The organism is Halomonas urmiana (assembly GCF_005780185.1).
Taxonomy (GTDB): Bacteria; Pseudomonadota; Gammaproteobacteria; order Pseudomonadales; family Halomonadaceae; genus Halomonas; species Halomonas urmiana.
Genome location: NZ_VBUI01000003.1, coordinates 136,975 through 160,343, shown reverse-complemented (window position 1 = coordinate 160,343; position 23,369 = coordinate 136,975). Strand labels below are relative to the sequence as shown.

Genomic DNA, 23,369 nt, shown 5'->3' with positions numbered 1-23,369 from the left:
CTCGGGCACATTGCTTGTGCACCTATGCACAACCAAGAACGGCAGGAGACGCCACCTATGCTGGACTGGCAAGATATCCAGATCTTCCTCGAGGTGGCCCGCAGCGAGCGGCTCACCGACGCCGCCCGGCGCCTGGGGCTGGATCACTCCACCCTGTCGCGGCGCACGAGGCGCTTCGAGCAGGCCCTCAACACCCAGCTGTTCGAGCGCAGCACCCACGGCTACCACCTCACCGAGGCCGGCCAGCAGCTGCTCGCCCACGCCGAGGAGATGGCCCGCCACGCCTTCGAGGCGGGCGAGAGCCTCACCGACAAGAACCACCAGATCAGCGGCCAGATCCGCCTGGGGGTGACCGAGGGCTTCGGCACCTGGGTGATCGCCCCGCTGCTCTCGGCCTTCTGCGAGCGACACCCGGGCGTGACCCTGGACCTGCTGGCCCTGCCGCGGGTCGTCAACCTGAGCCGCCACGAGGCGGACCTCGCCATCACCGTGGAGCGCCCGGTGAGCCCGGGGCTCGTCATCTCGCGGCTCTGCGACTATCGGCTGCGCCTCTACGGCAGCGAAGCGTACCTCGCCCGCCACGGCACCCCGGCGCGGCTCTCCGCGCTGGGCGCCCATCGGCTGATCGGCTATGTCGACGACCTGATCTTCAGCGAGCAGCTCAGCTACCTGGAGCCGCTGCTCGACCCGGCGGTGGTCGGCCATCCCGGGCCGCACTTCGCCATGCGCAGCACCAGCGTGACCACTCAGCACGCCGCCTGCCTGCAGGGCGCCGGGCTCGCCGTGCTGCCCTGCTTCATGGCGAGCACCTCGGACGCCCTGGTGAACGTGCTGGAAGACGAGGTGGCGATCGACCGCCAGTTCTGGATCACCGCCCGCCAGGAGCAGCGTCGGCTGGCGCGGGTACGCCTGCTCTGGGACTTTCTGCGCGAGGCGCTGGAGGCCAACCGCGCCTTCCTGATGGGCGAGGCGAAGGCGATGGTGGTCCCCGAGGTCAGCCCCTCCTGAGCGCATGCCACCGGGGTACCGGTGCGCGAACGCACGAGGACTTCGGGCACGAGCCACCGGCGGCTTGCCGCAGGGCGAACCCGCCTGGACGGGACTATAGTGAGGAATGCCGGTGGGGAGCTCCTGGTCGGCAGTCGTCAGGCGTGCCCGGCCGTGGCTCCCCGCGACGGCACCCCCGTATCCGACTACCACCCCAGGTGGAAGGAGGAAATCATGAATCCACACCGGACAGCCATGGGCGCCGCCTCTGCCCTGGTCGCTGCCCTGGCCTTCATGCCCCTGCTCGCCGCCGGCGAGACGACCTCGATACTGAAATCGACACTCGAGGGCCAGGAGGAGATGGAGGCCAACATCGTGCGCTTCGATGTGGGCGAGGACTGGGTGACGGATCGCCACATCCATCCGGGACACGTCTTCGTCTACGTGATCGAGGGGACCATCGAGGTCGATGTTGAAGGCCAGGAGCCCTTGAGCATATCGGCCGGCGAGGGCTTCCAGGAACCCCCCGATCGCCCGATGGTCGCCAGGACAATGAGCAGCGATGGCGCCAGCTTCGTCGTCTTCCAGGTGGGCCCCAAGGGCGAGCCCATCATGGTCTCCCAGCCCGAATGAGCTGACGCCCTGGCAGCGCGACGACAGAGGATCGATCGGGGCCTGCCCCGATCGGTCCCTTCCTTCCCGCGACCCGGCCCGAAATCCCTCGTCAGGCGAGGCATGGACGGCACGATAAAGATTCGCTATCGACATGGTCGGCAATGTCACATTGAGCTAATGGACCGCCGGGGCGTAACTTGAACTCACAGGACAAGGAGGGCCAGCCATCAGGCCTGCTGGAGACCGATGGTTGACCGCCCTCATTGTTCCGCAGGACTGCCATCGTCTATACACAGGTAGCAGTGAACACAACGAAGCCAGATTGGAGAGCGACATGGGTGATCAGCAGAACGCCGGCAAGTGTCCGGTGATGCACGGAGGCCAGACCGCCAGCGGTCATTCCAACACCGACTGGTGGCCGGAGTCCCTGAACCTGGACATCCTTCATCAGCACGATCGCAAGACCGATCCGATGGGCGAGGACTTCGACTATCGCGAGGAGGTCAAGAAGCTCGACTTCGATGCGCTCAAGAAGGACATGCACGCCCTGATGACCGACAGCCAGGCGTGGTGGCCGGCCGACTGGGGGCACTACGGCGGCCTGATGATCCGGATGGCCTGGCACGCGGCTGGCACCTACCGCATCGCCGACGGACGCGGCGGCGGTGGCACGGGCAACCAGCGCTTCGCGCCCATCAACTCCTGGCCGGACAACGCCAGCCTCGACAAGGCGCGCCGCCTGCTGTGGCCGATCAAGAAGAAGTACGGCAACAAGATCAGCTGGGCCGACCTGATCATCCTGGCCGGCAACGTCGCCTACGAGTCCATGGGCTTCAAGACCTTCGGCTTCTCCTTCGGCCGCGAAGACATCTGGCACCCCGAGAAGGACATCTACTGGGGGGCCGAGAAGGAGTGGCTGGCCCCCTCAGACGAGCGCTACGGCAACGTCGAGAAGCCCGACACCATGGAGAATCCGCTGGCCGCGGTGCAGATGGGCCTGATCTACGTGAACCCGGAGGGCGTCAACGGCCAGCCGGATCCCATGAAGACCGCCGAGCAGGTCCGCGAGACCTTCGCCCGGATGGCCATGAACGACGAGGAGACCGCGGCGCTGACCGTCGGCGGTCATACCGTCGGCAAGTGCCACGGCAACGGTGATGCCGAAGCGCTCGGCCCGGAGCCGGAAGCCGCCGCCGTCGAGGCCCAGGGCTTCGGCTGGCATAACCCGAACATGGGCGGCAAGGCCGCCAACGCGATCACCTCAGGTATCGAGGGCGCCTGGACCAAGAAACCCCTCGAATTCGACATGGGCTACTTCGACGCCCTGCTCGACCACGAGTGGGAGCTGAAGAAGAGCCCCGCCGGCGCCAACCAGTGGGAGCCGGTGGACATGAAGGAGGAGGACAAGCCGGTCGACGCCAGCGACCCGTCCATCCGCCACAACCCCATCATGACCGACGCGGACATGGGCATGAAGGTCCATCCTGACTACCGCAGAATCCTCGAGGACTTCCGCAAGGATCCCGAGTACTTCAAGGACTGCTTTGCCCGCGCCTGGTTCAAGCTGATCCACCGCGACATGGGGCCGAAGTCGCGCTACATCGGCCCCGAAGCACCCGAGGAGGACCTGATCTGGCAGGATCCGGTACCGGCCGGCAGCACCGACTACTCCATCGAGGCGGTCAAGAAGCAAATCGCCGGGAGCGGCCTCTCCATCGGCGAGATGGTCAGCACCGCCTGGGACAGCGCCCGTACCTTCCGCGGCTCCGACATGCGCGGCGGCGCCAACGGTGCGCGTATCCGCCTGGCCCCGCAGAAGGACTGGGAAGGCAACGAGCCGGACCGCCTGGCCAAGGCGCTCAAGGTCTACGAGAAGATCGCCGCCGACAGCGGTGCCAGCGTGGCCGACGTCATCGTACTGGGCGGCAGCGTGGGCATCGAGCAGGCCGCGAAGGCCGCCGGCCACGACATCCTGGTGCCCTTCGCGCCGGGTCGCGGCGACGCCAGCGACGAGATGACCGACGTCGATTCGTTCGAGCCGTTGGAGCCGCTGGCCGATGGCTTCCGCAACTGGCAGAAGAAGGACTATGTGGTCAAGCCGGAGGAGATGCTGCTCGACCGGGCCCAGCTGATGGGGCTGACCGGCCCGGAGATGACCGTGCTGATCGGCGGCATGCGCATGCTCGGCACCAACCACGGCGGCACCAAGCATGGCGTGTTCACCGACCGCGAGGGTCAGCTGACCAATGACTTCTTCGTCAACCTGACCGACATGGGCAACACCTGGAAGCCCGCGGGCAACAACCTCTACGAGATTCGCGACCGCAAGAGCGATCAGGTGAAGTGGACCGCCAGCCGCATCGACCTGGTATTCGGCTCCAACTCCATCCTGCGCTCCTACGCCGAGGTCTACGCCCAGGACGACAACCAGGAGAAGTTCGTCAAGGACTTCGCCAAGGCCTGGACCAAGGTGATGAACGCCGACCGCTTCGACCTGGAGAAGCTCCAGGCCTGATAGTGGGCCAAGCCGGGCACCCAGCCCGGCCACTACAGAGACGCCCGGGTGCTGCACCCGGGCGTCTTCTTGTTACCCCTCTGCGTGACCTCTTGCCCGGCCAGGAAGATCGCTCGGCTAGCCCGGGAGTGTCAGTGGGTTGTCACCCCGGGCACATATGTCCGCCGCTCCAGGAGCCCCAGCAGGCTCGCCACCGTGGAGGTGAGCACGAGGTAAATCACCCCTGCCCAAACGAAGACCATGAAGAAGTCCAGTGTGCGCGAGCCGATATCCGAGGCAATGGAAGTGATCTCGACCACGCCGATGGTATAGGCGATGGAAGTGAACTTAAGCTCGATGATCGCTTCGTTGGACCACTGTGGAATCACGCGCCGCAGCGCCTGGGGCAGCATGATGTGACGGATCGCTTGCCATTGGCTCATGCCGCAAGCCCTTGCGGCCACTAGTTGCCCCTTGGGCACCGAGAGCACCGAGCCGCGGAAATACTCGGCCTGGTAAGCAGCACTGTTGAGGGTGATCGCGATCACTGCGGCAGTGAAGGCGTCGAAGACGATGCCCACATGGGGAAGCCCCAGGTAGATGAAGAACATCTGCACCAGCATCGGCGTACCGCGAAACAGCTCCACGTAGACGGTGCTGATCCAGTAGAAGAGACGATTGCCGTAGACCCTGGCCCAGCAAAGCACCAGCCCCAGGAAAAACCCCAGAGTGATGGCGATCACCCACAGTGCCAGCGTGACTGGCACCCCCTTCAGCAGCTCGGGCAGCCACTCGATGCCAAACTCGAAAAATTCCCGCATGGCTCACCCGTGCTCCGCAATGACGTTGAGGAAGGCCCGGGTCCTCTCGTGCGTGGACTCGGTGAACATGCTCTCAGGTGACCCCTGCTCGACGATGACGCCATTCTCCATGAAGATGATCTCGTCGGCGGCCTGCCGAGCGAAGCTCATCTCGTGGGTAACCACCACCATGGTCATGCCCTCGATGGCCAACTGCTGCATCACCCTCACCACCTCGCCGGTCAATTCCGGGTCCAGCGCCGAGGTGGGCTCGTCGAACAGCAGCACGTCGGGGTCCATCGCCAGGGCCCGGGCAATGGAGACGCGCTGCTGCTGGCCACCGGAGAGCTCGGCCGGATAGGCCGCGGCCTTGTCACCCAGGCCGACCCGTTCCAGTTCACGATGCGCCCGCTGGGTAGCGGTTTCCTTGTCCGTACCGTTGACCTTGATCTGACAGAGGCGCACGTTGTCGAGCACCGTCAGGTGCGAGAAGAGGTTGAAGTCCTGGAAGACGAATCCCATCCGCGATCGCATGGCGTCGATATTGGAATCCAGCACCTCATCGCCGTTGAGATAGATGCGCCCGGCGTCCGGCACCGTGAGGTGATTGATACAGCGCAGCAGGGTACTCTTGCCCGAGCCAGAGGGGCCGATCAGCACCTTGGTCTCACCCTTTTTCAGACTGAAGCCGATACCCTTGAGCACCTCGAGGCCGTCGTAAGCCTTCTTCACATCCTGCACGTCCAGAATCAGATCGTCGGCCATTATCGGCATTCCTCTCGCATCATTTTTCGAAGCCCGGCACGGCCAGCTTGCGTTCAAGGGCATACAGCAGGCTGTTGCCTGTCCGATTGAGGATGAAATACAGCAGCGCCACCACGGCAAACACCGTCAACACGTTGCCCTGGGTACTGGTAATGATGTAATGCGCCTGCCGGGTCAGCTCAACCACTCCGATGACATAAGCCAGGGAGGTCTCCTTGATCTCCGAGGAGAACTCGTTGGTCCAGGGGCCGATGGCATGCCGCGCCGCCTGAGGAAAGACGATGTGTCGAATCGCCTTGATCTTGGACATGCCCATGGCTCGGGCGGCCATCATCTGCCCGGCTGGCACCGACTGGAAGGCACTGCGGAATATCTGCGACTGGTAGGCCGCCGAACGCAGTCCCATGGCCAGTATGGCGGCACCGAAGGCCGAGATGTCGATAACACCCGACATGCCATAGAAGAAGATGAACAGCATGATGATGATCGGCACACCCCTGAACACACGTTCATAGAGGGTCAGTGGCCACTGCACCAGTCGGGCCCTTGGGCCATAGAGCTGCACCAGGCAGATCGCCATGCCCAGCACGAAGCCGATCGTCAACAGGGCGGCCAACAGCACGATGGCCACCCCCAGCCCCTTCAACAGGAAGGGAAAATCGCGTAGCAGTACGTCGTAGATATCCATGCCGACTTCCCTAACGTGACGGGCGCCCTCCCACCAGGAAGGACGCCCGACGTCATCGCAACTTGTTAGTTACCCAGCTCGGGAAGACCGGCCACTGGCTTCTGGTAGGTGTCAACGAAGTCCGGCATGTGCCCCGGAATGGCAGGGACGGTGACACCGGGGATGTACTCGTCGACGATCTCGCCCCACTCGCCGGACTCATAGATGGCCAGGATCCCCTGGTTCAGGTCGCCGAGGATCTCCTGGGGGTCGTTCTTGGATACCGCTAGCGCCAGCGGTGCGCGGATAAAGATCTTGCCCGCCATCTTCACCGGCTTGCCAGCATTGATGTACTCCTGAGCGGAGGTATCGTCGACAATGACCGAGGAGATACGACCGATCGCCATGTCATCCACGGCGGTGACGTAATTGTCGTATTTGGCCAGCTCGACGTCGATATCGCTGGAATTTACCACGTTCTCTTCCATCCAGGCCTGCTGTGAAGAGCCGCCCTGAACGCCAATACGGGCTCCGCAGCATACGGCGGTAAAGACATTGAGATCAGAGTCTTCGGGCACCAGTACGACGTCGTTGGTTTCCCACCAAGGGATAGTGAAATCGATGTTTTCGCTACGTTCTTCGGTGACGGTGAGGCCGGTGGCGAGGATATCGATCTTTTCCGCCGCCAGTGCCGGAATCAGAGACGGGAAAGGCATGTCCTGGAACTCGATCTCGATGCCGACCTCCTCGGCGATCGCTTCCATGGCGTCGATGGCGATGCCCTTGAACTCTCCCCCCTCCACATAGGCCCAAGGCGGGAAGGAGGCTTCCACACCAACCGTGTAGGGATCCTGTGCAAAGGCGGTCGTGGCCAGTCCGCTGCCGATGACCATGGTTCCCATCAGGGCGGCAGGCAAAAGCGATGCTTTTATTCCTTTCATGGCATTCTCGCGTGTTGGTGAGTTTTATTATTCCGCCACGTCAATATGAGTGCGCCGTTTCACGACTGTCAAATCACCACAGGAACGCATCTCTGCAACACTGCGGCACGACACCTGCGCGCGCCATGACCACCGCCCCACCGGGAAGAGGGGCAGACGGTCTGCAACATGAAGCCTCTCCATACCTCTTGCTCAAACACCGACTCTGCGTAGAACTATGGTATGCAGGACACGGAAAGGCCATCCGGCCTTGATCAATAGCCACGGCTGGTAGACATGGCTGCCAACTCAGGTCCCGCAGAAGGTGCGGAAGACGGCCTCGCCGGCCGGCGCCGGCCGGGCGTAGGCCTCGCGGCCGGGCTGGGCCTCGAAGGGATGCGCCAGCACCTCGGCAAGCGTCTCGAAGGGCGCGAGGTCGCCCTCGGCGGCCGCGGCCAGCGCCTCTTCCACCCGCTGGTTGCGCGGGATATAGAGCGGATTGGTCGCGCGCAGCCGCGCGGCGATCGTCGTCGGTGACGCCTCTTCCCGGGCCAGCCGCGTCCGCCAGCGGGGCAGCCAGGCCTCGATGACCTCCCGGGACTCGAAGAGCCCCAGCAGCGCCCCCTCGCCTTCGCCCCTGCCCGCCCCGGACTCGACGGCATCGGCCAGGGTGCGGAAGGCCAGGGTGAAGTCGGCGCGGCCGGCCTTCTGGGCCTCGAGGAAGGCCTCGACCAGTTCGCGGTCGCCCTCTTCCTCACCTGCCAGCCCCAGTTTCTTGCGCATCACCGCCAGCCACTCGGCCTCGTACTGCGCCGGGTAGGCCTGGATCACCGCGGTGGCCCGCTCCACGGCGCGGTCGGCGTCATCGTCGATCAGCGGGATCAGGGTCTCGGCGAAGCGCGCCAGGTTCCACTGGGCGATCCACGGCTGGTTGCGATAGGCGTAGCGGCCACCCTCATCGATGGAGCTGAACACCTGCTCGGGATCGAAGGCCTCCATGAAGGCGCAGGGGCCGTAGTCGATCGTCTCGCCGGCGATCGAGGCGTTGTCGGTATTCATCACGCCGTGGATGAACCCGAGCCCCATCCAGCCGGCGACGAGCCGGGCCTGGCCAGCCTGGACGGCCTCCACCAGCGAGAGATAGCGCGTCTCCGGGGGCAGTGCAGCGAGATGCGGATGGTGCCGCTCGATGGCCAGGTCCGCCAGCAAGCGAATGGCCTCCTTATCGCCACGTGCGGCGAAGTACTGGAAGGTGCCCACGCGCAGGTGGCTCGAGGCCACCCGGGTCAGCACGGCGCCGGGCTCGGGCACCCGGCGAAAGACCCGCTCGCCGGTGCTCACCGCGGCCAGCGCGCGGGTGGTGGGAATGCCCAGCACGTGCATCGCCTCGCTGACCAGGTACTCGCGCAGCACCGGGCCGAGCGGCGCGCGCCCGTCGGCCCCGCGGGAGAAGGGTGTGCAACCGGCGCCCTTGAGCTGGAGGTCGCGCAGCCGCCCCTCGCGGTCGGTCACCTCGCCCAGCAGCACGGCCCGGCCGTCGCCCAGGCGCGGATTGAAGTGGCCGAACTGGTGACCGGCATAGGCCTGGGCTAGCGGCTCGGCGCCTTGCGGCACGACATTGCCGGCCAGCGCCTCGGTAGCTTTTTGCTCATCGAAGGCATCGAGATCGAAGCCCAGCTCCTCGGCCAGCGGCCGGTTGAAGGCCAAGAGCCGCGGCGCTTCCACCGGCACAGGATCGAAGCGCACGAAGAAGCGGTCCGGCAGGCGGGCGTAGCGCAGGGTGAAGGTGGGGAACATGGCGCCTCCTGTGGTCGGGCCCTAGCAGCCTGTCGGGCTTGACCGGTCGTCGCGAGTATCACGGATTTCGAGTCCGACAGGCTGCTTACCCTACAGGGACAGGGAACGGCGGCCAACATTCCCTGCGCGGCAAAGGGGCCGGGAGCCGAGCGACCGCGGGCGAGGCTCAAAGCGGCACGCTATAGAACAGGCAATCGCTGCGGGCGATCTCGACGTTGGTGGTGGCCATGAACAGGCGCATCGGGCAGCGGGGATAGAGCCGGCCCTGACGTTCGCAGAGCAGCTCGTGGAGGTGGTCCTGTCCCCGCGCATCGCAGGCCTGCAGACACGCCAGACCCTCCTCCCCCAGCCAGCCGAGGAAGGTGTCCGGCAGCGTCAGGCCGCGATTGTGCTCGTCGATGCGAGCCCAGAGTGTCACGTCCACCCCGGGCTGGGGCTCGCGCGCATAGGCGATGCTGGCCCCGGGGCGGAGCTCCACGCGCAACGGGTGGACCAGCACATCGAGGTCGGGATGGGGCTCCAGCGCCGTCAGGTCCGACCACTCGGCCAGTCGACGGAAGACGGTACCGGCCACCTCCCGCGCCGCGGGTTGCAGGGCACCACCACACTCCAGGGTCAGCATCGGGCAAGGGGCGAGAGCCGGCACGACCAAGGGCAGCTCCATCAGGCTACCGAGACGGAAGTCGGTGACGATCAGCCGGTCGCAAAACTGCCCCGCCAGCCGTTCGAGAAAAGGGTCACGTACGGTGGCGACGGCAAAGGACGGGCCATTGCCCGAGGTGTTGTGCATGTCGATGACACACTCGGGCGCCCAGGCCTGGATATCCTCGGCGATCGCCGCGGCCAGCACCCCGGAGACCCCTGCATGGGGCGGCCGGAAGCAGCGGTTGAGGTCACGCTCGCCAGGGACGCTGCGGTGGGTGAAGTGCGGCGGCGTCAGGGCGGCACCGACATTGGCCACCAGTACCGCCAGCCGCGTGCGCGGACGGGGCTGGGTCGCCAGCCAGCGGTGCAGCGCCATGACCCCGGAGGGCTCGTTGCCATGCAGCAGGGTGGTGACCACCCGGCAGCGTCGCGCGTCGTCTCCCGACAGGACGATCCAGGTGGGCCCGCCCAGGGATGCCACCCAGGTGCCCACATCGTCGTGGTCGACCGGCGGGTCGCGGAGAACGGGCAAGCGCGTCGTAACCATTCACACCTCCCTCGACCAGCTGGACACCGGCCGGTTGGCCAGCGACGCCTCACAATAGCGCGCCAGCATCCGGTGGCAGGCCTCGAGCCGGCCGAGGCCCTGCCGTTCGAAGCCCTGCATCACCTCGCGCTGCCAGCGCGCACCGTTGAGGCGCGCCGCCAGGCGATGCTCGATCGTCGACAGATAGGGGGCGCTGTCGGCCTCCTCCACCCCCAGCCACCGCAAGCCCTGGCGGGCATGGGGCAGCAAGCGCTCCAGCAAGGCCACGACGGGCGTTTCCTCGAGCCGTTGGTGCCGGCGATGAGGCCACAACAGCCGCGCCGCCAGGCCATGCTGGGCGGCTCGGTAGAAGTTGTACTCGGCATAGCGGAAGGGCATGGCACTCAACCAACTCTCGATGTCCTCGCGCAGCCCGGCCACCAGGCCGAGCATCAGGGCAGTGTTGGCCACCATGTCCACGGCGGTGGGCCCCGAAGGCAGGGCACGCATCTCCACCCGCAGGTGTCCGCCGAAGGCAGGATCGTAGACGGCCCGATTCCAGGGCCAGACGGTACCCATATGCAGGCGTAGCTCCGGTAGGGCCGGGGCACTGGTGCCGGGCTGCCAGCCGCCGAACGGCCCCTCGCTGTTCACGGGCATGATCGGCTGATACAGGGCAACCGTCTCGGCGAACAGCTCCCAGGCACCGCGACGCACCCAGCCCTGGCCGAAGGCCACGCGGGACGGCTGACGCCAGCGCCCACGGTTGCGCATGCGGCAGTCCACCGACTGCTTGAACAGGGCGATGCGGGTCTCTTCCCACAGGCGATGCTGCAGAAACAGCGGCGAATTGGCACTGAGTGCCAGCACCAGCGGGGTGACCAGTTGGATGGCGTTGAAGGTATCGGCATAGCGCTCGGGAGAGACGCGCAGGTGGAGCTGGCAGGAGGTATTGGCCCCCTCCAGCACCACGTGGGAGCTGCTGACCTTGATGGTATCGTCCCCATGGATCTCGACGCTGAAATCCTCGCCGCGCAGGCGCTTGAGCTCTCGCTCGAGGGCCCGGTAGCGCGGCAGATCGGTCATGGCATGTTCGCCGAGGTCCTCGGCACGCAGGGTAGGCAGGATGCCGATGGGGACAACTCGCCCCTGGTGGCGCTTGGCGGCTGCCTGCAACCGCGCCAACACCTGCAGCAGCTGCTGCTCGAGGGCATGCAGCGGCCCCCCCTGGAGCGACAGGGGAGCAAGGTTGTACTCGATATTGAAGCGGTTCAGCTCGAGCTGCAGCTGGGGATCCTGCAGCTCGTCCAGGAGCGCCTGATTGATATTCAGCACCCGGCCGCCATCATCGGCAAGATAGCTTTCCAGCTCCGCCCCAATCGTCACGGGGCCGGTACCGGCCCCCGGCTGGGCCAGCCACTCCCGGAGGATGCCCAGGCTGGCCCTGAGGCGCCTGCTGAACAGCCGGAAATCGGCTGCCGTGAAGGCATCACGTTCGATGATCGACCCCATATACCGCCCCCGTCGAGAACGGCCAGTGACACCCTGAGTTTAGGCGACAACGCCACGTCCAGACCCGACTAACCGCCCCCCTGGCCGCGCCGTGTCGCCTCGAGCAGGGAGGTCAACGCCGCCACGGCCATTGTCCTGCACCTCACCCCTCCCCCAGGGCGAGCTCCTCACGGATCAGCTCGGCCAGGCGCCGGGCGGGCTCGGTGGGTCGCCGGGCGGCGCGGTGCAGCGCCAGCTCCACGGCCGGCAACGCCGGCAGGCCGCTCGACTCGTCCAAGGCGCGCAGCTGGGGCGTCAGCATGCTGCGCGTTACCACCACGATGGCGAGGCCCGCCTGCACCACCGGGCCCAGGCCGACCATCGACTGGCTGGTGTAGGCCACTCGCCAGTCGCGGCCCGCCGCGGCCAGCGACTGCTCGGCCACTTCCCTGAACAGGTCGGCGCCCAGTGAGTAGAGCGCCAGCGGCAGGGGGTCGGTCAGCGAAGGCTGGTGCTGCAGGCCCACCGCCCAAGCGAGCGGCTCGCGACGGATGAACTCACCGCCCGGCGAGCGGCGCTGGCGGGTCACCAGCGCCAGATCCAGCTCGTCGGCCCGCACCTGCTCCATCAGGTGGGCGCTGGTGCCACAGGTCACCTGCAGGCGCACTTCGGGGTAGAGCTGGTGAAACCAGGAGAACACCGAGGTGAGCAGGCTGGCGTAGTCCTCGGGGATGCCTAGGTTGAGATCGCCGGTGACCCGGCGCGTGCGCATGTCGGCGAGCGCCTCGTCGTTGAGCAGCAGCAGTTTCCTGGCATGACCGAGCAGCCGCTCGCCCTCGGCAGTGAAGCGCAGCCGCCGCCCCTCGCGCTCGTGCAGGGTCACGCCCAGCGCGCTCTCCAGGCGCTGCAGCTGCATGCTGACGGTGGATTGGGTGTAGGCCAGGCGTCTCGCAGCAGCGGTCACGCTGCCGGTATCGGCCACCGCCACCAGGGTTCGTAACAGGCCGAGGTCGAGGGTCGGGGCGCGCATATACATCACCATCCTTGATAGGTCGCATCAATAAGGATTGATTTTGTGATGAGCATGGACCGGATAGCATGCCCTCGTCACTCACTGGGCAAGGAGGTAGCGATCATGCTGGGCCATACGTTAGGCGTTTCCCGTTTTCCCTGGCCTGGTGCCGGCGCCGCCGGCTTGGCCATCATCCTCTGGGCGCTGGTGCCGCTGCTGATGATTGCCGCCGGCGACCTGCCGCCGCTGCGCCTCTCGGCCATGGCGCTGCTGGCCGGCGCGCTGGGCACCCTGCCCATGGCGCGCCGCCGGCGGCCGCGCGCGGCCATGCCCACGCGGATCCAGGGCGTGGCGATCAACCTCCTCGGCGCGCTGCTGATGGCCGGGGCCGTGGGCGCCTGCTTCGCCGCCTTCTCCCTGGCGCCGCCCGCCGAGGCCGCGCTGATCACCTACACCTGGCCGGTCATCTTCCTGCTGGCGAGCCGCTGGATGGTGCTGCGGCGCCTGCCACTGGCCACCCTCGGCGGCGCGCTGCTGGCCTTCTCGGGCGCCGCCCTGCTGGTGGTGCCCCAGGCACTGAGCAGCGGCGTTTCCGGCGCCTGGGGCGGCTACCTGCTGGCCTTCGGCACGGCGCTGTGCTGGGCCCTCTTCTCGCTGGCGAGCCAGGTCCCGAGCTTCCGCTTCGGCGAGCGCATGCCGCACCTGCTGCTGATCGCCAGCGTCATGACCGGCATCGCCAGCCTGGCGCTGGAAGGGGTGAGCGAGCTGCCCTCGTCACGGGAGCTGCTGGCCACCGCCGCCCTGGGCCTGGGCCCCTACGGCATCGCCATGCTCGCCTGGGACCGCGCCCTCGGCGACCCGCAGGCGCATCGGCTGGGCAACCTGGCCCACGCCGTGCCGGTGCTGGCTACCCTCTTCCTGGTGATCGCCGGGGTCACTTCGCCGGACTGGCGACTGCCGCTGGCCGCCGGGCTGGTGCTGTGGGGAAGCGTCACGGCCTCGACGCGCTGAGCGCCCGGACGGGCCGCCGCTTGCGCCACGCGCCTCGCCCCGGCGAGGCGTTGCTCGTTTTTCGAGACGCTGGACGCAATTGCCCGCCATCTCGTGACAGATTGGACATCTTCTCGCCGGGCCAGTAGGGTAATGTCGCCTCGACGCGGTCTCCCCACCGCGCCTTCGAGGCGGTCACCTCCGTGACCGACTGGTCTCGCTTCACCGCAGACTGGATCGCCGGCACTTTCGACTGTCCGTCGCCGACGCCATCGATAGAGAAGGAATCCATGTCGCCCCACTACGCCGAACAGGGCCGCTGCATGCCGCGCCGCCCGCCGCCAGCCCGCTCCTTCCCCGGGTAACGCCACGCGGCGCCGCCACCGACGGCCCGTGCGCCTCTGCACCGTCTGCTGACAGACCGCGCTGTTTGAGTCGCGCTTGCCTTGAGCGCTGATCTAGACGCGTTGATACAGACCCTATCGGCCTCAGGCCCGATACCGACGCCGCGTGCGCGATCCCCCCTCCCCTGACCGACCATCGCGTCGGGCAGCCGCCCCCTGCGCGGCCACCCCGTGACGCGCCCTTTCCACTCACCGAGGGACTGCTTTTGAACAGCGCATCGCTCCATCAATTCTCGACCCTGACCGTCATCCTGCTGATGCTCGCCTTCTATGGCGGCACCTACCTGCTCACGCTCGGCATCCGCAAGAAGAAGGAAGACGCCGACGCCTTCATGGTCTCGAACCACCGCATCGGCTTCGGCATCGGCGCGGCCAGCATGACCGCCACCTGGATCTGGGCCGCGTCCTTCTACGCCGCCGCCACCTCCGGCTACACCTACGGCGTCTCGGGCCCCATCCACTACGGGCTCTGGGGGGCGCTGATGATCCTCTTCATCTACCCGTTCGGCCGGCGCTTCCGCAAGCTCGCCCCCAATGCTCACACCCTGGGCGAGCTGATCCACGCCCGCCACGGCAGCTCCAGCCAGCTGATCCTGGCGCTCTCCAACGTGCTCGGCAGCGTGATCAGCCTGATGGTCAACTTCACCGCCGCCGGCGCCCTGGTCTCGGTGCTCTCGCCGCTCTCCTTCCAGGCCGGAGTGATCATCGCCGGCGTCGGCGTGCTGCTCTACACCCTGTGGTCGGGATTTCGCGCCTCGGTGATGACCGACTTCGCCCAGCTGGTGGCGCTGATGGCCATCGCCGTGGTGATCATTCCCGCGGTGTTCTTCGCCATGGGCGGCCCCAGCGAGCTGGTCGCCGGCCTCGACAACCTGACGGTCGAGCAGGCCGACTTCTTCTCGATGGACGCCATCCTCCACCAGGGTGCGCCCTTCTTCGTCGCCGTGCTGGCCTACGCCATCGGCAACCAGACCATCTCCCAGCGCCTGTTCGCGGTGAACGAGGAGCACATCAAGCCGACCTTCCTCACCGCCACCGTGGGCTACGGCGCCATCGTCATCGGCCTCGGCATGATCGGGCTGATGGCGCTGACGCTGGGCATCGAGCCCCTGAACGGTGACATGAACAACCTGATCCCGCAGATGGTCTCGGGCTACCTGCCGCCGGTGTTCATCGCGCTGTTCTTCATCCTGGTGATCGGCTCGCTCTCCTCCACCGCCGACTCCGATCTCTCGGCGCTGTCGGCGATCATGATGGCCGACGTCTACGGCAAGAACCTCGCCCGAGGCAAGGCCAACCCCCAGCGCATGCTGCTGGTCGGCCGCCTGACCATGATCGTGGCCACCGCGGTGGGCATCGTCTTCGCCAGCTTCTCGCTGGATATCCTGGTGATGCTGGTCTTCGTCGGCGCGCTGTGGGGCGCCATCGTCTTCCCGGTGATCGCCAGCTGCTTCTGGGATCGCATCACCAACGCCGCCTTCACCACCTCGGTGCTGGTGGCCATGGTGATGTTCTGCCTGGCGCGCTTCGAGTGGCTGCCGCTCGACGGCGCCACCGGCCTGCTCTTCGAGCTGCTGGCGAGCATCGGCGGCGGCGTGATCATCGGCCTGATGGCCTTCGGCTTCCTCGGCCGCGCGATGGGCTTTCTCGCCGGCGGCCTCGCCCTGCTGGCGATGCTGGTCTTCGCCACCGGCTTCCTGCGCGAGTACACCGTGCTGCTGGCCTCACTGACCGCCTACGGTACCAGCACCCTGGTGTGCGTGGTGATGAGCCTGGCGAGCCGCCAGGAGCGCTTCGACTTCGCCACCATCGGCGAGCGGGTAGGCGACTACGACCAGGCCCACGCCGAGCCCGCGGCGGCACCTGGCCAGGCTGCGGCGCCGACCTCCGCCACCCTGGCTGGCCAGCGCTGAGCCGGACACCATCCACCGTGGCGCCGGCCATCGGCGTCGCCATGAGGAGAACGACCATGACCCTGCTCTACGGCTTCTATGTGCTCGTCTGGCCCGCCCTGACCCTGGGCGTGCTGGTGCTGATCTGCCGCGCCGTGCTGCGCGACCGCCGGGCTGCCAAGCGCGAGCACCGCGAGCTCGTGTGACCCGTCACCGCCACGCGAAGGGCCCCGCCGGCAGCTGCCGGCGGGGCCCTTTTTCATTCGGTTCGGCGGGGAGCAGCGGCTAGACTGAAAAGACACGCCCCGCGACCCGGGTCGCCTCAACAGAGAGCCACGACGATGACGGACCACGCCCTGGACTACTATCGCCCACCGGAATCCGACGCCCTCGGCCTGATCCGCCTGCGCGCCAGCGCCGACGGCCTCACCGAGATCGCCTTCGTGAGGGAGGCCGAGGAGCCGGCCCGTCCCGGCGCGGCCACCGAGCAGGCCCGCGCCCAGCTCGACGAGTACTTCGCCGGCACCCGCCACGCCTTCGACCTGCCGCTCGCGCCCGAGGGAACCAACTTCCAGCGGCGCGTCTGGCAGGCACTTGCCACCATTCCCTTCGGCGAGACCCGCTGCTATGCCGAAATCGCCGAACAGCTGCACTGCCGCGGCGGCCAGCGCGCGGTGGGGGCGGCCAACGGCAAGAACCCGCTGGCCATCGTGGTGCCCTGCCATCGGGTAATCGGCAGTGACGGCCGCCTCACCGGCTATGCCGGCGGCCTCGGCCGCAAGCAGTGGCTACTGGCCCACGAAGCCGGCGAGGTGCCCTTCGCGCTGAGTTGATTGACCCGAGGAGCAGTCAGCGGGTTATTCGAAACTGGTGCAGACGGGTGCCTGCTCGGCAGGATCGTGGATCACCTCGACAGTGAGCGACTCGCTGATATCGGTAAGCGCCACGCGCCACTGGTGATCGACGTTGACCGGATCGCAGCTGCCTTCGCTGCCGCCGCCGAAGTTGGAGTCGATCCAGTAGTGCACATCATAGAGCCGGTCCTCCTTCAGGGCCCCGGTGAAGGTGAAGGAAAAGGCCGGCGGCTCGTCTGCCGACACCGTGCCGACGTCGGTAGCCACGACCTCCCCGGCCGTCACATCGTAGAGCGCCACCTGAATGGCCTGGCCTCCATGCGGGGCCACGAAGGTGCCGTCCCCTGAGAAAGTCAGATCGTGCCCTTCACTTGCCAGGACGGGCCCCGCCGCCAGCAACAAGGCAGCAGTCAAGGTGCACGAGGCGCCCCTGGCGAAGGAAATCATGTGTGCCATGCATGCCTCCTGAGAATTTCCAACGATCAATCAAGGCCATACCGCGGCCTGCTTCCCAGCATAGTCCACGGCACCAGGAGGGGGGCAAGCCTGGACAGCTCGCCAGTCAGGCGACTGGCTCATCATCCACGCCTGGCGCTGCGCCTCGGGCAGTTCGGGATTCGTGCAGCGCCAGAGGCGGCCGCGCACCACTGGGTAGCGGCCGTCCGGCGTGGTCAGGGGCGTCGAGGCGCTCATGGTAAAGGGGCCTCCGGGACTCTCGATGGTCGCCTCGCCTACGCGAAAGGAACCGCATAGAAGAGGCAATCGCTGCGGGCGATATCGCTGTTGGTGGTGGCCATGAACAGGCGCAGCGGGCGGCGAGCATGGAGCCGTCCCTGCCGCACGCAGAGCAGCTCCCCGACATGCTCCCGGCCTTCCCCGTCACGCGCCTGCAGGCAGGAAAGGCCCCTGGGGCCCAGCCAGCCGAGGGTGGCGGCCGGAGTGGTCACGCCACGGTTGTGCTCGTCGATCCGCGCCCAGAGCGTCACGTCCACGTCGGGACAGGGCGAGCGGTCGTAGGCGACGCTGGCCCCGGGTCGCAGTTCCACCCGCAGCGGATGCACCAGCACCTCGAGCCCCGAAGCAGCGGGCAGGGCCGTCAGGTCCGGACACTCAGCGAGCAGCCGATACAGACCCTCGGCCACGTCACGGGCGGCGGGTTGCAGGGCGCCGCCGCACTCGAGGGTGAAGACGGGACAGTCCGCCAGCCGCGGCCTCCAGAGCGGCAGCTCCATCAGGCTGCCCAGCCGCAGGTCGGTGACGACCAACTGCTCGCATAAACGCCCGGTCAGGGTCTCGATGACCGGGTGGCGACGAGTGCTCACGGCGAAGCCGGGCCCGTTGCCGGAGGTGTTGTGGAGGTCGATGATGCATTCCGGCGCCCAGGCCTCCAGGTCCTGGATGATGGCCCAGGCAAGCTCCCCGGCCGGCCCGTCGAAGGGGGGCTGGAAACAGCGATTGAGATCCCGGTCGTCCGGGGTATGGCGATGGGTAAAGGCCGGATGCGACAGCGCTCCCCGGACGTTGGCCAGCAACACCACCAGCCGGGTACGGGGCCGAGGGCGCTCCACCAGCCAGCGGTGCAGCGCCAGGGTGCCGGAGGGTTCGTTGCCGTGCAGCAGGGTGGTGACCACCCGGCAGCACCGGTCATCCTCCCCCTCGAGCATGAGCCAGACGGGCCCGCCGAGGGTCTGGAGCCAGGCCTCGACTTCGCGATGGTCATCCGGTGGATCGGTGATGACCGGCAGCGACAGTCCCTCCATTCACTCCTCCTGCGGCCAGCGCGCCACCGGCCGGTTGGTTGCCGCCGCCGTGCGGTAGGCGTCGAGCAGTCGATGACAGGCCTTGCCGCGGGACAGGCCCTGCGCTTCGAGATGCGTCAGCTTCCGACGCTGCCAGCGGGCAGGGCTGGTCCGCGCCTGGAGGCGCTCGGCGATCACTCCGAGGTAGCGATGGCTGTCGGCATCCGCCACGCCCAGGGCACGCAGCCCCCGCGGGACCTCGGGCAGCAGCCGTTCGAGCAGCGTCACCACCGGCGTCTCCTCCAGGCGATGGTGCTTGCGATGCGGCCACATCAGCCGGGCGTCCAGCCCCGACTGGGCGGCGCGATAGAAGTTGTAGTCGGCATAGCGGAACGGCATGGCGCTCAGCCACTCGGTGATGTCGTCGCGCAGGGCGGCCACCAGCCCCAGCAGCAGGGCCACGTTGGCCACCATGTCCACGGCGGTCGGCCCCGACGGCAGGGCGCGCATCTCTACCCGCAGGTGGCCGCCATCGGCGGGATCGTAGACCGCCCGGTTCCAGGACCAGACGGTGCCCATGTGCAGCCGCAACTCGGAAAGCCCCGGCGCCGTGGTGCCGGGCGGAGGATCCTCGGGACGGGCGTCGGACGTGAGCGGCAGGATCGGCGGGTAGAGGGCCACCGCCTCGGCGAACAGCTCGCCGGCGCCCTCGCGCACCCAGCCCTGGCCGAAGCTCACCCGCCCCGGCTGCTGCCAGCGGTCGGCACCGCGCATCCGGCAGTCCACCGCCTGCTTGAACAGGGCGACGCGGGTCTCGTCCCACAGCCGGCGCTGCAGGAAGAGCGGTGAATTGGCGGAGAGCGCCAGCACCAGCGGGGTGACGACCTGGGCGGTGTTGAAGGTCGCGGCGAAGCGCTCGGGGGGCACCCGCAAATGGAGCTGGAAGGAGGTGTTGGCCCCCTCCAGGACCACATGGTCGCTGCTGACCCGCACGCTGTCCTCGCCGCGGATCTCGACATCGAAGGGCGCGCCGCGCAGCCGCTTGAGGCCCTGCTCCAGGGCGCGATAGCGCGGCAGGTCGCTCATGGCGTGCTCCCCCAGGTCCGTCCGGCGCAGGGTGGGGAGGATGCCGATCGGCACCACGTGGGCCCGGTGAGGCGCCGCGGCCGCCTCGAGCCGCGCCAGGGCCTCGAGCAGCTGGCGCTCCAGGGCCTGCAGCGGGCCGCCCGCGAGCGGCAGCGGCGCCAGGTTGTACTCGATGTTGAAGCGGTTGAGCTCCAGCTGCAGCTGGGGGTCTTGCAGGGCCTCGACCAGGGCTTGATTGAGCAGCGCGACTCGGCCCCGGTCGTCGACGATGTAGGCCTCCAGCTCGGCGCCGATGCTGGGTAGCCCCGCCCCGAAGCCCGGCTGGGCGAGCAGCTCGCGTAGCACCTCGACGCTGTCCCGCAGGCGTTTGCCGAAGCGCTGATAGTCCGACACCGAGAAGGCGTCGCGGTCGATGATCGCGCCCATCGCATCCACTCCCCGGAGCGGCCGTGTTTGTCATCAGTCTAGGTAAAGACGCCGGGGATGGGACACCGGAGGCGGATCACAGCGGCAGATGCAGGGTGGCGCCGCGCAGGGCCCGCTCGTCGGCCCACAGCTTCCCCAGGGTCAGCGGCAGCGAGAAGCGGCGACGGCCGGCACCGCCGGGATTGAACAGCAGCCGGCCGTCGCGCCATTCGTTGCGCGCCTTGTGGGAGTGGCCGTGGAGCACGGCATCGCAGGAGGTGGCGACGTCGAAGTCGGCGATATCGTGCACCAGGTGCAGCCGCCAGCCGTTGATCGCGAGGTCCAGATGCCAGGGCAGCCGCTCGGCCCAGGCGGCGGTATCGACGTTGCCGCGCACGGCGTAAACCGGCGCCAGCTCGGCCAGCCGCGCGAGGATTGCCTCGTCCCGGTCCCGGCTGCCCACGTCGCCGAGGTGCAGGATCAGCCCGCTGCCCTCGAGCAGCGCCAGCGCCTCGTCGCGCAGCGTGCCGTGGGTGTCGGCGATCACCCCGATCGGGGCGTCAAACACAAAAGTGACGCACTCCATGAGAACGTTCCCATCGAACTGGCGTGCCTGATCTTGCCCAGCGGCCGTGGATATCTCGTAAAGGCCGTACTGAGAGGTCCTGGAGCGACTATCCCCAGACGACAAGACCAAGGATCTGCGCAACCTGGTGCCCAGGTCTGCCTCCTCGCCATGAGCACAATAACTCCCGCCAAGGCAGGCTGCCCGACCTGATCCCGTCATGACCAGCCGGGTAGAGAGCCTTGCTCTGCCATGAGACCCACCTTGTTCGATTTCCCTAATAGCGGGCGTGCGATATGAGCGGATCTCTTGCATAGACTGTCTGCTTTTTCCTACAAAAAGTGAAGTATTTAACAACCTTCGCTAATTGGTTTTATGCAGCATGACTATATAAGCTAAACCAGTTTCGCTTGTGCTGAATAAACGACTTCACTGACATGGATGTCGAGCAGAGCCAGTTCACCATTGCCTCAGGTTCGCGCCATGTCCGCTTCAGGGCGGGGGCAATAAAAAGAGTCGTACCACAAGCGAAGCACATCCGGCCGGCCTGACCGCCTCGCCGGTGGTGCAGCAGCCGCAGGCCAGCTGCGCACCAGCCCCCGTCAAGGATTTGAACAGGGAACATCACAGGGAACTCAACAATGAAACACTTCAAGCCTTCTTGGTTGGCCGTCGCCATCGGTGCCACCATCGCCGGCCAGGCCCATGGCCAAGCAGCCGGCTCTGCCACGCTTGACATGGCCGTGGTGATCGATGAATCAGGCTCCATGTCCGGCGAGCATGCCTTCATCGGCTCCTACGTCAGCAACCTGGACCAGTTGCTCCAAGAACAGAATGTCACCCTCAACCAATATGGCCTGGTCGGCTTCGGCGGCAGTGCCTCCGCAGATTCGGCGACCAATGAAGCCGGGCGTGAAACAGGGGCAGCGCTCTACCGCCACTTCCTGCTGGGTAATACCCCGGCCGATGTCTGGGGGGATGCTTCCGAGTTCGACGCCGCGACCGCAGAGCTGAACACCAGCGGGGGTACCGAAGACGGTTACCGGGCCATCGACTACACCTATCGCAATTTCACCTTCCGCGGTAGCGCCGGCTCCTCCATCATGCTGATCTCCGATGAGGACCGCGATAACGACACCACCAGCCTGGAGACCGGGCACTTGCCGCAAGGTATGACTGAGCTGGACAAGGCCTATATCCAGGACCAGCTGGCTCAGAACAACACCGTGGTCCATGCGGTGGTCGATCAGGTGTTTACCGACCTGAAGGGACGTGAAGCCGTGGCCGTGGTGGGCGCGGACCCCAAGACCGGCCATGCCTATGTCAGGGACGATCAGGGTCGCATCATCAAGGTGCAGGGATACAAAATAGCGACGGGGTACGGCACCACCCAAGGGGATTACAGCGAGCTGGCGCTGGCCTCGGGGGGGACCGTGATGGACATCGATGCGCTCCGCAGTGTCTATGACGATGCCGATGCTCTCAATGCCTTGACCGGTGAACTCGCCAGCCTCGTGGCCGAGATCACACAGGGCACGGCGCCGGTGATCGGGGTCGATTGTAGCAATGCCAGCGGCAAGGTGGCATCGATCTGCGCCGCGCTGGCGAATTCATCGAGCGAAGAACTGCAGGAAGTGGCCGGCGAGACGAAGACTGCGGAGGAATACCGCCAGCTGACGCAGTACCAAGTCAATCAGATGCTGCAGACCGCGATGCAGAACAGCCGGGCGGTGATGAGCACCTTGCGTAACCGCCTGGCGCTCCTGCGGCAGGCAGGCGCCAACGTAGCCGATATCAACCTGATGGACTACTACGACGGCAACATCGCGCTGAACTCCGACACCACCGCCAAGATGCGAGAGCTACGGGGTGGGGCCGCCTCCGGTGACCTTGGGGGAGTGGGCTACTTCCTCCGTGGTAAGTACACCCATGGCGACCAGGACACCACCGCCGAAGCCAACGGTTTCGACTCCTCCACTTATTCACTGGTAGCGGGTGTCGATCGCTATCTCAATGACAAGACCCAGCTGGGGGCTTCGCTCAATTACGCAACCAGCGATGCCGATTTTGACCAGTCTTCCGGAGGCACCGACAGCGACACCTACGGTCTGACCTTGTATGGCTCCCGGACTCTGATGCCCGACACGTACCTGGAGGCCAGCCTGGGCTACAGCTGGGTGGATTTCGACACCGAGCGCGACACGGGCTTCGGTACCGCTCACGGCAATACCGATGGCGAGGCGACCTTCGCCTCACTGGGCCTGCTTCGCGACTACAACCTTAATCGCCGGCTGATGGTTCAGCCCTTCGCCTATCTCAACTACATCCATGTCGAGATTGACGGATTCGAGGAAAGCGGCACCGCCACGGCACTGCGCATCGGCGATAACCGCCTCGAATCGCTGACCTCCGAGCTGGGAGCCAGTGCCGCCTATCAAATGACCGAGAGCCTGACCGGAACGCTGTCGCTAGCCTGGGAGCATGAGTTCAAGAACTCCGGCTCATCCGTCGCTACGGCCTTCGTCAACTCACCCAACAATGTCTTCAACGTTGAGACCCCGGATTCGGACAATGATTACGGTCGCTTGGGCGTGGGACTCTCCAAAGGCCTGGGGCTGAATCGCACTCTGTCGATGAACGGCGAGGCGCTGTTCGGCCACAGCGACTATGCAGAATATGGCGTAGAGTTACAGTTCCGCCAAGAATTCTGAGTGT

21 protein-coding genes are annotated in these 23,369 nt (G+C 66.5%); 8 read left to right on the top strand and 13 right to left on the bottom strand.

Annotation, left to right across the window (positions count from 1 at the left end; all coding sequences use genetic code 11):
• Positions 1–57: 57 nt before the first annotated feature.
• The 3 genes from FEI13_RS03115 (at position 58) to katG (ending at position 4,117) form a co-directional block, all read left to right on the top strand.
• Positions 58–1,008, top strand: coding sequence for a LysR family transcriptional regulator (locus FEI13_RS03115; RefSeq protein WP_138179425.1), 951 nt, complete (start codon positions 58–60; stop codon positions 1,006–1,008).
• Between the two features lie 213 nt (positions 1,009–1,221).
• Positions 1,222–1,620: a cupin domain-containing protein gene (locus FEI13_RS03110; protein WP_138179423.1), complete on the top strand. Its 399-nt coding sequence runs from the start codon at positions 1,222–1,224 to the stop codon at positions 1,618–1,620.
• 316 nt (positions 1,621–1,936) lie between these two features.
• The gene (gene katG, locus FEI13_RS03105; RefSeq protein ID WP_138179421.1) at positions 1,937–4,117 is read left to right on the top strand and encodes a catalase/peroxidase HPI; all 2,181 of its coding nucleotides are present in this window, start codon (positions 1,937–1,939) and stop codon (positions 4,115–4,117) included.
• 131 nt (positions 4,118–4,248) lie between these two features.
• Here the strand turns inward: katG and FEI13_RS03100 are convergent, their stop codons facing one another.
• The 8 genes from FEI13_RS03100 to FEI13_RS03065 form a co-directional block, all read right to left on the bottom strand.
• Positions 4,249–4,917 carry an amino acid ABC transporter permease gene (locus tag FEI13_RS03100; protein ID WP_138179419.1) on the bottom strand — a complete coding sequence of 223 codons (669 nt, stop codon included), beginning with the start codon at positions 4,915–4,917 and terminating at the stop codon, positions 4,249–4,251.
• 3 nt (positions 4,918–4,920) lie between these two features.
• Positions 4,921–5,661: an amino acid ABC transporter ATP-binding protein gene (locus tag FEI13_RS03095; protein ID WP_138179418.1), complete on the bottom strand. Its 741-nt coding sequence runs from the start codon at positions 5,659–5,661 to the stop codon at positions 4,921–4,923.
• Between the two features lie 19 nt (positions 5,662–5,680).
• On the bottom strand, positions 5,681–6,349 hold the full coding sequence (locus FEI13_RS03090; RefSeq protein WP_138179416.1) for an amino acid ABC transporter permease: 669 nt from the start codon (positions 6,347–6,349) through the stop codon (positions 5,681–5,683).
• 65 nt (positions 6,350–6,414) lie between these two features.
• Positions 6,415–7,269 (bottom strand): ABC transporter substrate-binding protein, encoded by an 855-nt coding sequence (locus FEI13_RS03085; protein WP_138179414.1) that lies wholly within the window; start codon positions 7,267–7,269, stop codon positions 6,415–6,417.
• Between the two features lie 288 nt (positions 7,270–7,557).
• Positions 7,558–9,045, bottom strand: coding sequence for a protein adenylyltransferase SelO (locus FEI13_RS03080; protein WP_138179412.1), 1,488 nt, complete (start codon positions 9,043–9,045; stop codon positions 7,558–7,560).
• A 166-nt stretch (positions 9,046–9,211) separates the two neighbouring features.
• The gene (locus FEI13_RS03075) at positions 9,212–10,237 is read right to left on the bottom strand and encodes a M14 family metallopeptidase (protein WP_138179410.1); all 1,026 of its coding nucleotides are present in this window, start codon (positions 10,235–10,237) and stop codon (positions 9,212–9,214) included.
• On the bottom strand, positions 10,238–11,728 hold the full coding sequence (locus tag FEI13_RS03070; protein ID WP_138179408.1) for a glutamate-cysteine ligase family protein: 1,491 nt from the start codon (positions 11,726–11,728) through the stop codon (positions 10,238–10,240).
• A gap of 142 nt (positions 11,729–11,870) precedes the next feature.
• Positions 11,871–12,737 (bottom strand): LysR substrate-binding domain-containing protein, encoded by an 867-nt coding sequence (locus tag FEI13_RS03065; protein ID WP_138179406.1) that lies wholly within the window; start codon positions 12,735–12,737, stop codon positions 11,871–11,873.
• Between the two features lie 105 nt (positions 12,738–12,842).
• On the opposite strand from FEI13_RS03065, the gene FEI13_RS03060 reads away from it, so the two are divergent.
• The 4 genes from FEI13_RS03060 to FEI13_RS03050 all read left to right on the top strand — a co-directional run bounded on the left by FEI13_RS03060 (position 12,843) and on the right by FEI13_RS03050 (position 16,838).
• Entirely contained in the window at positions 12,843–13,730 is an 888-nt protein-coding gene (locus FEI13_RS03060; protein WP_138179404.1) for a DMT family transporter, read from the top strand.
• Positions 13,731–14,319: 589 nt separating this feature from the next.
• Positions 14,320–16,026 carry a sodium:solute symporter family protein gene (locus FEI13_RS03055; RefSeq protein WP_138179402.1) on the top strand — a complete coding sequence of 569 codons (1,707 nt, stop codon included), beginning with the start codon at positions 14,320–14,322 and terminating at the stop codon, positions 16,024–16,026.
• Positions 16,027–16,082: 56 nt separating this feature from the next.
• Complete coding sequence (locus tag FEI13_RS19365) at positions 16,083–16,211, top strand: putative transporter small subunit (protein ID WP_240036407.1); 129 nt, start codon at positions 16,083–16,085, stop codon at positions 16,209–16,211.
• Positions 16,212–16,346: 135 nt separating this feature from the next.
• Positions 16,347–16,838, top strand: a complete 492-nt coding sequence (locus FEI13_RS03050; protein ID WP_138179400.1) for a methylated-DNA--[protein]-cysteine S-methyltransferase — start codon at positions 16,347–16,349, stop codon at positions 16,836–16,838.
• Between the two features lie 24 nt (positions 16,839–16,862).
• On the opposite strand, the gene FEI13_RS03045 is transcribed toward FEI13_RS03050, so the two are convergent.
• From FEI13_RS03045 to FEI13_RS03025, 5 genes are all read right to left on the bottom strand, one after another.
• On the bottom strand, positions 16,863–17,315 hold the full coding sequence (locus FEI13_RS03045) for a hypothetical protein (RefSeq protein ID WP_240036406.1): 453 nt from the start codon (positions 17,313–17,315) through the stop codon (positions 16,863–16,865).
• A 30-nt stretch (positions 17,316–17,345) separates the two neighbouring features.
• Positions 17,346–17,552: a hypothetical protein gene (locus FEI13_RS03040; protein ID WP_138179398.1), complete on the bottom strand. Its 207-nt coding sequence runs from the start codon at positions 17,550–17,552 to the stop codon at positions 17,346–17,348.
• Positions 17,553–17,590: 38 nt separating this feature from the next.
• Positions 17,591–18,619: a M14 family metallopeptidase gene (locus FEI13_RS03035; RefSeq protein ID WP_138179396.1), complete on the bottom strand. Its 1,029-nt coding sequence runs from the start codon at positions 18,617–18,619 to the stop codon at positions 17,591–17,593.
• Positions 18,620–20,110 carry a glutamate-cysteine ligase family protein gene (locus FEI13_RS03030; RefSeq protein WP_138179395.1) on the bottom strand — a complete coding sequence of 497 codons (1,491 nt, stop codon included), beginning with the start codon at positions 20,108–20,110 and terminating at the stop codon, positions 18,620–18,622.
• A gap of 76 nt (positions 20,111–20,186) precedes the next feature.
• Positions 20,187–20,675: a metallophosphoesterase family protein gene (locus FEI13_RS03025; protein WP_138179393.1), complete on the bottom strand. Its 489-nt coding sequence runs from the start codon at positions 20,673–20,675 to the stop codon at positions 20,187–20,189.
• A gap of 620 nt (positions 20,676–21,295) precedes the next feature.
• On the opposite strand from FEI13_RS03025, the gene FEI13_RS03020 reads away from it, so the two are divergent.
• Positions 21,296–23,365, top strand: a complete 2,070-nt coding sequence (locus FEI13_RS03020; protein ID WP_138179391.1) for an autotransporter family protein — start codon at positions 21,296–21,298, stop codon at positions 23,363–23,365.
• Positions 23,366–23,369: the final 4 nt, after the last annotated feature.

Excerpts from the sequence above, each read along its gene's own strand:
- FEI13_RS03065 (WP_138179406.1), bottom strand. The coding sequence starts at position 12,737 with ATGCGCGCCCCGACCCTCGACCTCGGCCTGTTACGAACCCTGGTGGCG.
- FEI13_RS03100 (WP_138179419.1), bottom strand. The coding sequence starts at position 4,917 with ATGCGGGAATTTTTCGAGTTTGGCATCGAGTGGCTGCCCGAGCTGCTG.
- FEI13_RS03035 (WP_138179396.1), bottom strand. The coding sequence starts at position 18,619 with ATGGAGGGACTGTCGCTGCCGGTCATCACCGATCCACCGGATGACCAT.
- FEI13_RS03040 (WP_138179398.1), bottom strand. The coding sequence starts at position 17,552 with ATGAGCGCCTCGACGCCCCTGACCACGCCGGACGGCCGCTACCCAGTG.
- FEI13_RS03050 (WP_138179400.1), top strand. The coding sequence starts at position 16,347 with ATGACGGACCACGCCCTGGACTACTATCGCCCACCGGAATCCGACGCC.
- FEI13_RS03045 (WP_240036406.1), bottom strand. The coding sequence starts at position 17,315 with ATGGCACACATGATTTCCTTCGCCAGGGGCGCCTCGTGCACCTTGACT.
- FEI13_RS03095 (WP_138179418.1), bottom strand. The coding sequence starts at position 5,661 with ATGGCCGACGATCTGATTCTGGACGTGCAGGATGTGAAGAAGGCTTAC.
- FEI13_RS03075 (WP_138179410.1), bottom strand. The coding sequence starts at position 10,237 with ATGGTTACGACGCGCTTGCCCGTTCTCCGCGACCCGCCGGTCGACCAC.
- FEI13_RS03090 (WP_138179416.1), bottom strand. The coding sequence starts at position 6,349 with ATGGATATCTACGACGTACTGCTACGCGATTTTCCCTTCCTGTTGAAG.
- FEI13_RS03025 (WP_138179393.1), bottom strand. The coding sequence starts at position 20,675 with ATGGAGTGCGTCACTTTTGTGTTTGACGCCCCGATCGGGGTGATCGCC.
- FEI13_RS03030 (WP_138179395.1), bottom strand. The coding sequence starts at position 20,110 with ATGGGCGCGATCATCGACCGCGACGCCTTCTCGGTGTCGGACTATCAG.
- FEI13_RS19365 (WP_240036407.1), top strand. The coding sequence starts at position 16,083 with ATGACCCTGCTCTACGGCTTCTATGTGCTCGTCTGGCCCGCCCTGACC.
- katG (WP_138179421.1), top strand. The coding sequence starts at position 1,937 with ATGGGTGATCAGCAGAACGCCGGCAAGTGTCCGGTGATGCACGGAGGC.
- FEI13_RS03115 (WP_138179425.1), top strand. The coding sequence starts at position 58 with ATGCTGGACTGGCAAGATATCCAGATCTTCCTCGAGGTGGCCCGCAGC.
- FEI13_RS03080 (WP_138179412.1), bottom strand. The coding sequence starts at position 9,045 with ATGTTCCCCACCTTCACCCTGCGCTACGCCCGCCTGCCGGACCGCTTC.
- FEI13_RS03060 (WP_138179404.1), top strand. The coding sequence starts at position 12,843 with ATGCTGGGCCATACGTTAGGCGTTTCCCGTTTTCCCTGGCCTGGTGCC.
- FEI13_RS03020 (WP_138179391.1), top strand. The coding sequence starts at position 21,296 with ATGAAACACTTCAAGCCTTCTTGGTTGGCCGTCGCCATCGGTGCCACC.
- FEI13_RS03085 (WP_138179414.1), bottom strand. The coding sequence starts at position 7,269 with ATGAAAGGAATAAAAGCATCGCTTTTGCCTGCCGCCCTGATGGGAACC.
- FEI13_RS03070 (WP_138179408.1), bottom strand. The coding sequence starts at position 11,728 with ATGGGGTCGATCATCGAACGTGATGCCTTCACGGCAGCCGATTTCCGG.
- FEI13_RS03110 (WP_138179423.1), top strand. The coding sequence starts at position 1,222 with ATGAATCCACACCGGACAGCCATGGGCGCCGCCTCTGCCCTGGTCGCT.